7 protein-coding genes are annotated in these 7,242 nt (G+C 30.0%); 5 read left to right on the top strand and 2 right to left on the bottom strand.

All coding sequences use genetic code 11. From position 1 onward, the window contains the following. From H526_RS0113720 to H526_RS0113695, 5 genes are all read left to right on the top strand, one after another. A partial coding sequence (locus H526_RS0113720; RefSeq protein WP_027393530.1) for an integrase core domain-containing protein occupies nucleotides 1-237 on the top strand: 237 nt, incomplete at its 5' end. Nucleotides 238-428: 191 nt separating this feature from the next. Further along, nucleotides 429-998 (top strand): REP-associated tyrosine transposase, encoded by a 570-nt coding sequence (locus tag H526_RS0113715; protein WP_027393529.1) that lies wholly within the window; start codon nucleotides 429-431, stop codon nucleotides 996-998. A 345-nt stretch (nucleotides 999-1,343) separates the two neighbouring features. Then, nucleotides 1,344-1,583, top strand: coding sequence for a DUF7660 family protein (locus H526_RS0113705; protein ID WP_027393528.1), 240 nt, complete (start codon nucleotides 1,344-1,346; stop codon nucleotides 1,581-1,583). Between the two features lie 19 nt (nucleotides 1,584-1,602). Further along, the gene (locus H526_RS0113700) at nucleotides 1,603-2,055 is read left to right on the top strand and encodes a hypothetical protein (protein ID WP_027393527.1); all 453 of its coding nucleotides are present in this window, start codon (nucleotides 1,603-1,605) and stop codon (nucleotides 2,053-2,055) included. A 316-nt stretch (nucleotides 2,056-2,371) separates the two neighbouring features. Further along, on the top strand, nucleotides 2,372-3,262 hold the full coding sequence (locus tag H526_RS0113695; RefSeq protein WP_027393526.1) for a hypothetical protein: 891 nt from the start codon (nucleotides 2,372-2,374) through the stop codon (nucleotides 3,260-3,262). A 79-nt stretch (nucleotides 3,263-3,341) separates the two neighbouring features. Here H526_RS0113695 and H526_RS0113690 read toward each other — a convergent pair whose 3' ends face one another. Further along, nucleotides 3,342-5,525, bottom strand: a complete 2,184-nt coding sequence (locus tag H526_RS0113690; protein WP_027393525.1) for a KAP family P-loop NTPase fold protein — start codon at nucleotides 5,523-5,525, stop codon at nucleotides 3,342-3,344. Nucleotides 5,526-5,528: 3 nt separating this feature from the next. Further along, on the bottom strand, nucleotides 5,529-7,190 hold the full coding sequence (locus H526_RS0113685; RefSeq protein ID WP_027393524.1) for a GmrSD restriction endonuclease domain-containing protein: 1,662 nt from the start codon (nucleotides 7,188-7,190) through the stop codon (nucleotides 5,529-5,531). Nucleotides 7,191-7,242 lie beyond the last annotated feature (52 nt).

Here is a 7,242-nt window from a genome sequence, read left to right as displayed (position 1 = left end):
GCAATAGCAGAAAGAGTGAATGGTATTATAAAGGAAGAATACCTAAACGATTATCAAGTAGAAAACATACAAGAAGCTACAGAATTATTAGAAACTGTCGTGAAGTTATATAATAACGAAAGACCACATATGAGTATAGGAAACCTTACCCCAAACCAAGTACATCAAAACAATATAAAAACTGAAAAACTATGGAAGAATTATTATATAAAAAATCCTATTATTGTAAACCAATAATAGGATTAAGAATAAGTTGTAAATCTATTTTAGGATTAATATAAAATATGTAAACTTTTTTTAGGACGAGACACCCCCGCTCCCGCTAGTCTGTGACTAGTGGCAATAACGATTGGCTAGTAAAATTAAATAATAAAAAGAGAAATCAAAAGCTACTATCATATTCTAGTAGCTTTTTGTATTTTGGTAAAATGAGTAGAAACTATAAATTTCATAATAAGTCGGGATTATATTTTGTGAGTTTTGCTACCGTTTATTGGATAGATGTTTTTACTAGAGAAAAATACCTATCTATTCTTACACAAAGTATTGATTATTGTAGAAAAGAAAAAAGTATGGAGGTATATGCATATTGTTTTATGCCCAGTCATATTCATTTAGTTTTTCGTTCTGGTAATAATGATCCTTCTGGGTTGATACGCGACTTTAAAAAATATACGGCCAAAAAAGTAATACAAGCTATAGAAGACAATCCACAAGAAAGCAGAAAAGAATGGTTGTTATGGATGTTCGAAAAAGCAGCTAAAAATAATGCTACAGTTACCAATAGACAATTCTGGCAGCAGCATAACAAACCTATAGAGCTATGGACGGATAAGGTGATACAGCAAAAAATAGATTATATCCATACTAATCCAGTAGAGTCTGGTTTTGTTCTTGATCCTGTAGATTGGAAATATAGCAGTGCCAAAAATTATCAGGATGATCATACTATTTTAGAAATTGATAGTGATGGTTTTCTGTTGGAATTAACTAAATAGGAACGCCACTAGTCACAGACCAGCGGGAGCGATGGGAATTTTTTTCCGTGTGAAATAGTAAACTTAAAGTTCAATAAATCGACAATTAAATAACTATAGATAAGATACTATGATAAAATTAAATCAGTTTTCAAATTTCGAAATAATTAATAAACAGTCTTCAAATAAAATTAAAGGTGGGAATCACGAAACTCGAAAATTTATTGAATTCCCTGGTATTCCAATTAATGAATCATCTTTTGAAACAAATGAAGGAGGGTGATTTTTAAATCCATAGTTGTATAAAGCAATGATTACTCGATAGAAACATAAACAAAGTTCAATAAAACAATAGAAACATACAGAATGATTAATATTCACACTAGAAAAGAATTTATTAATTTTCTAGAGGGCCTCTTAAAAGAGTATCAAGAACATCCAGAGAATTGGGAAAACCATAAGATGGAAGATTTTTTAGAAGCTATGATACGATATTCTGATGCTGTTCAGCAATATTATAAAAACACAAATCAAGGTATTAATGCAGATGTAGCCCAATGGAAAGTATTTGCAGATATTATCAAAGGAGCTTCTATATATGAATAATCAATATATTTAAAATAAGATGTTATCAAAACTACTAAAAAAGCCATATTTACTTTTCTGGGGTATTATTCCTTTATTATTGCTTCTTTCCTATTATGAAGCTGATCAAACATTGGATATAAATATTCATGACACTTATTATGTTTTTTCGCAACAACAATTAATGATTTTAGTAAGTATCCTTTTTGGCCTAACTGGTTTTATATATTGGTTGTTAGAACGTTTCAATTTTAAAACTGTAACCTTATTAAATCTCTTACATTTAATTTTTACGATTGGAATTATCTTGATAAATAGCATCCAAGAATTTTTAGTAGAATATTTTCTAGGCAAAAGCTACTATATGAACTCTCATGTTCCCAATTCATCCATTTGGCTCTTTATTTTGATTATCAGCATAGGACAAATCATTTTTGTAGTAAATATTTTTTTAGCTATTCTGAAAGGAAGGAGTTATACAACTAAAGTCTAGTAAACTGCCTATGTTGGGGTCTTCTGTTCTTGAAAGCCTTACCTAACTTACCGAAGTGCATTTCTCCCTAAATCGAGTAATCGATCTAACGATTTTTTTCAAAACAAGAAAGGCTTAAAAACAAAAAAGCCTTCAAAATCAAAAGATTAAGAAGGCTTTAAGTACTCGGGACGGGACAGATATCGAACTTTTTACCTGAAGATTGTGACCTAATACTACAACATTCTACTACACTAAGAAATGCCTGTTTTCTATGAAAAAATCATAGAAAACAGGCATTTCCTTTTTATCAATCATTCATCAAAATTCATCGATTATGAAAACTTATTTTAATCAACTTGACATACACACTAATCATATATTTGACTTTGAAACCGATTGCTATTTCATTGAGCCAATAGAATACGAGAAAAGACAAACTCGTAGAATTATTGTTCAACTTATCGAAAGATTAAACATTAAAATAATTTCTTCTGTAAAATCGACAGAATCCCCCGATAACATACACTTTAAAAATATTACTATTACATCAAAGCATACTGATTTTGATTATTGGTTCGCTTTAAAATTGAGACAATATCAAATGAGTCTAAAAAACATTCCTAAATTTCTAGATTACCATCTTTCAAAATCCTTCAATAATGACAAGAAGCACTTCAATGAATTTTTAAAGCTTACCCTTTTACAGTATCAAAAGATATTTTTCAACAAAAAAGTTTCAAAAATGGTTAAGAATTATCTTAATACTAACTTGGTTTCAATTAAACACACATTTCAAAATAACAAACCACGAAAGCCTAAAACTAATTACCAAACGTTGATTTTAAAAGGTTATCAAAATGATACTTCATTTATCAAAAACAACATAGTATATTTTGTGGATATATTGTATACTCTAAAAAAAGAGAACTTTATCCATAAGAAGACGTCTTTCGAAAGTTTTAAAAACATTTTCAAAGATCAACCTATTGAATCTTCAGATAGAATCAAATGGACTGGCACGATCAAGGAGCTACAGTGGTTTGTTAAATATCTGGTATATGATTCAAAAAAAGTAGTGGATCTCGATAAAGATATCTGGTTGGTCACAATGAGATGTTTTGTTAACAAAACTGGAGAAGAATTTACAGAATCCCAATTAAGAAATGCTTCAGGGAATAATATCACTCGTAAGCGATTACTGGAATCAATCTTGGTTACTATTTAAAAAATTACAGAGATTTTGAGAAAAATCTCGACGTAACTAGTTTTATACAAATACTACCATGAATATTAGTAAACAAAACTTATTTTTGCTGTAAAATTTCCAATGTTTCAATGTCATAATAACGATTCATAACAAAATTATCTTCATATGCCTTTAAGAATAAATTGACTACTTTATTTTCATCTTCATCAATTAGTAATCTATCAAAAGCATCGAACCGTTCTTTAATAGCTTGTTTATCTAGTCCAGATAAAAGCTGATTGTCGTTTAGCTGATATCCAATACTTGATTTACCTCCTCCAGCAATTGTAAAGTAACTACTTTTCATACATATCCAAATAAGTCGGACTAAATCTTTATCTTCAACAATAAAAGATGGAAAATGTTCATCATATAAATCACTAAAATACATTTTTGTGAATCTAAGTATTGAAAATAGTTCATCCTCTCCTAACCCTCCTTTATCTTCAACTTCTTCTAAAAAAACTGCCTTAATAGCTTCTTTACGAACCTCGTTAGCTTTCTCGATGAACGCGTTATCTTTATCTTCCCTATTATCTAAAAAAAGATCATTCCACATATGGTCTTGTCTTAATTCTCCTTTATCCTTTCTGTCTTTAGCTAGAATTAAACTATCGCTAGTGAAAAAAGAAGAGAAGCTGTAGTCTTTTTCTTGATCAGTAATATGTCTTAAAATCACTCTTTTTCTTTCAGAAACTTCGTAAAATCGTGATAACATTCTTGAGCAAAATCTTTGAACAGTCATAAAATCTGAATCAAAGGCAAAAATAGATTCTTTTGTATAAGTCAACGATTCCGAAAAAGTAAAACATCCAAACATTATTTCTTCTATTTGTGATATGTCTGATGACTTACTTTTAATTTCTATCCAACGTAAAAATTGAAATAATCTATCGTTATTATGAATCTCACTGAGAATTTCAACTTTTACCTCGGTATCTGTACTATTAATAAACTTATCGAAAATTGCTTCCTGGATATCCAGATTTCCAAGTTGCAAATTAAAGTATCTGTCAAAATAATTTTTATTGGCAACTCTCTTTCCCCTAATTAAATCTTCTTGTGATGTAGAACTAAAGAAATGACCATTCACTTCGAATAACCTACTTAACAGACCTTTAGTTGTAGGATCAAAACTTGTTCCTTCAATTACAGAATTTACTGTTTCTTCTTCAACATTATTGTTATTAAAACGATAAGTTTTTACTACAGAATCATCTTTTTTGTAGATTAATAGACCCTTATTTTCAATAATAAATTCATATGCTTTTGGATTAAAAATCCTTAAAGCTTCTACAATAAAAAACTCAGACACATTGAGATCATTGTACACAGAAGCAAATCTCAATTTTATACTATTAGTAAATCTATATATGTCGCGGATTGAGGAAAAAAACTCAACAAACAATTCTTCTTTTAAACTGTTAATCACTTCGGAGAGTGTCTGTTTTACATCACCATCAGAAAAAAGTTGCAACAAACTATCTGCAAAAATCCTTTTAATATTTTCATCTGATACAGCTGGCAATGTATAATCAACTTGTACAATCTTCTCAATATATTTTTCTCCGTGATCTCCAAATTGTTCATTTAAAGCAGCTGTTACAACATCACGATCATAAGCCAGTATGAAAATCGTGTTAGCAAAATTTCCATTTAGTTTTACCATTTGGAAAATATCAGTTATTTCTGAAGGCGTTAACCTGTCAATATCGTCTATAGTTATGTATAATTTAACACCCGCTTTGATTAGTAGGTTATCAACTTCCTTTTTTAATTCTGATAATTCCTTTTTCTTGCCAGCCCTCTTCTTAAAGATTCCTTTTAAAGCACTCACTAAAGTTCCTGCACCGCTATGGAAATTTTTTATCCAGTCAAAATATTCTAATATATCAGCTATCTTCTCAGATGCTTCTTTTAATAACGTCTTGTCATTTCCAAGTTTTACAAAAAGTTTAGAAAGGAAGATTTTTTGAAGCTCTTGTTGTCCAGAAAACATCCAAGGGTTAAAATGTAATGTTATAGCGTGCTTCTCTTGTTCCAATGAAATTCTCTCTACCTCTTGAACTATGAAATTTATTAATGTTGATTTACCTGTACCCCAAGTACCGTTAATTCCTAATACAATACTATCATTATTATTACCGAAGGAATTCACAAGACCTGAAGCTATTTGCGTAGCAAATGGAAATCTTCCAAGTTGATCATCTTCACTATTTATAAGTGGTAAATCCGTATGCATTCTTTAATCGTTTTCTAGATTGTCTATGTCTTGGTAAATCAATAATTCAGTTTTATCTGCTTCTTGCGGGATAATTCTTTTTGTAAGCTCTTTACTTATTCTGTTCAATCTTGAATTGAAAAATTGCTCATAATTGTCATTCCATATACCAAATCCATTTATATCATCAATAAGATGCGTATTCATTGTTTCATTTAATTGGGCATTACAATCTTTAAACTCATTCATATACCTAGAAGGAGCTTTAGCACGAATCTTATTCTTATTTAAATACCCATCTACAATAGTAATATTAGCTATATGATTATATAGCCAATATTCCCAATCGGGCTTATTTTTCTTCATGTAGGACTTAGGAAAAAAATGATGATAGTTTTTAGATGTTGCTATTTTAAGCCAACTATTATCAATGTTCACATCCAGATGGTTATCGAAAGATTTAGGCTTGAATATGGTATATAAACATAGAATTGCTTTTGTAAGAGATTTTCCAGTGCTGAAATAACCATTGTTCTTTATGAAATCAGGCGTAGTATTAATACTCCATTCATAACGAGGGTGTTTATTTTTTAGAATCTGGTCAATCTTATCTATGTCCTGCACCAACTTACCTTCCACAGCAGATGAATATCTAAACCCTAAAGAAACTCTCCAAAAAAAATCTTCTAGAAGTTTAAGTGTCTGCCCAGTAGGATTGATTGGATGATGATAAAAGAAATAACCAAAAGGAACAATTAATGCATTGTACGGTAATAATTTTGAAACAGGTATGCCGTAACTTCTGAAAAAATCTACAGCACCTTTAACACATTCAACCGCCTTATACCAAGTATCTATAAACTCTTCTTTGCCAAGCTTAAGTATTGTTTTTCGCTTACATTCTCTTTTAATTAATAAAGAAATTAGTTGTAAAATGCTTGAAGCTGATAGTGTATCGTATTTAGATTGTGCAAGCTCACTTCTAAGCCCTTGAAAACTTTCATAGAGATCAAATTCTCTATTTGGATCATAAGTTTTTGCAACCATAATCTCAAATAGCGTAAGATCCCGCCCTCCAACATTAAGTCTTGTAAAAACTTCTGTTGCAACATCTATTTCGGCTGCTTTCAAGTTAATTCCTTTAAATTGATAAGACTGTAATATCTCTCTATACTTATCAATTACATCATCATATTTTTCCGGAAAATCATTAAAAAAACGTCTTCCTTGATTCATTAAGTCTGTAAGTTTAACGAAACTGTATTCTTCCTTTTCAGCAATTTCTATAATTACAATTTCGTCATCGTCTTTTGCTTCTAAATCAATGTAGATATTAGAGAAATCCTCTTGTTTACCATTTTCGCGTATGATAATTTCTCCTTTTAAAGATGCAAAAAGGGATGTAATTCTTTGTTGACCGTCTAGAACATAATTTACAAATTCTCCCTTTTTCGGCTCCGGAAGTTCTATATTACCAATATCTCTTACTGCTCTTAAACGTTCATTCGTTCTCCAATATATCAAAGTCCCTATTGGGTAACCCTTTAAAATGCTGTCTATCAATTTCGCAGAAGAAGATAAATCCCATACAAAATGTCTCTGGAATTGAGGTATTTTAATTTGTCCTGTTTCTATTTCAGTTAGTAAGCTAGAATATTTTTTATCTCCATTTTCAATTATTGCCATAAGTTAATGATTCAATATCAATAAGAAAATTATTTTCAAAAAACATTAATAA

Origin of the sequence: Aquimarina latercula DSM 2041, from assembly GCF_000430645.1 — a bacterium.
GTDB lineage: Bacteria > Bacteroidota > Bacteroidia > Flavobacteriales > Flavobacteriaceae > Aquimarina > Aquimarina latercula.
This window is presented reverse-complemented; position numbering and strand designations above follow the sequence as displayed.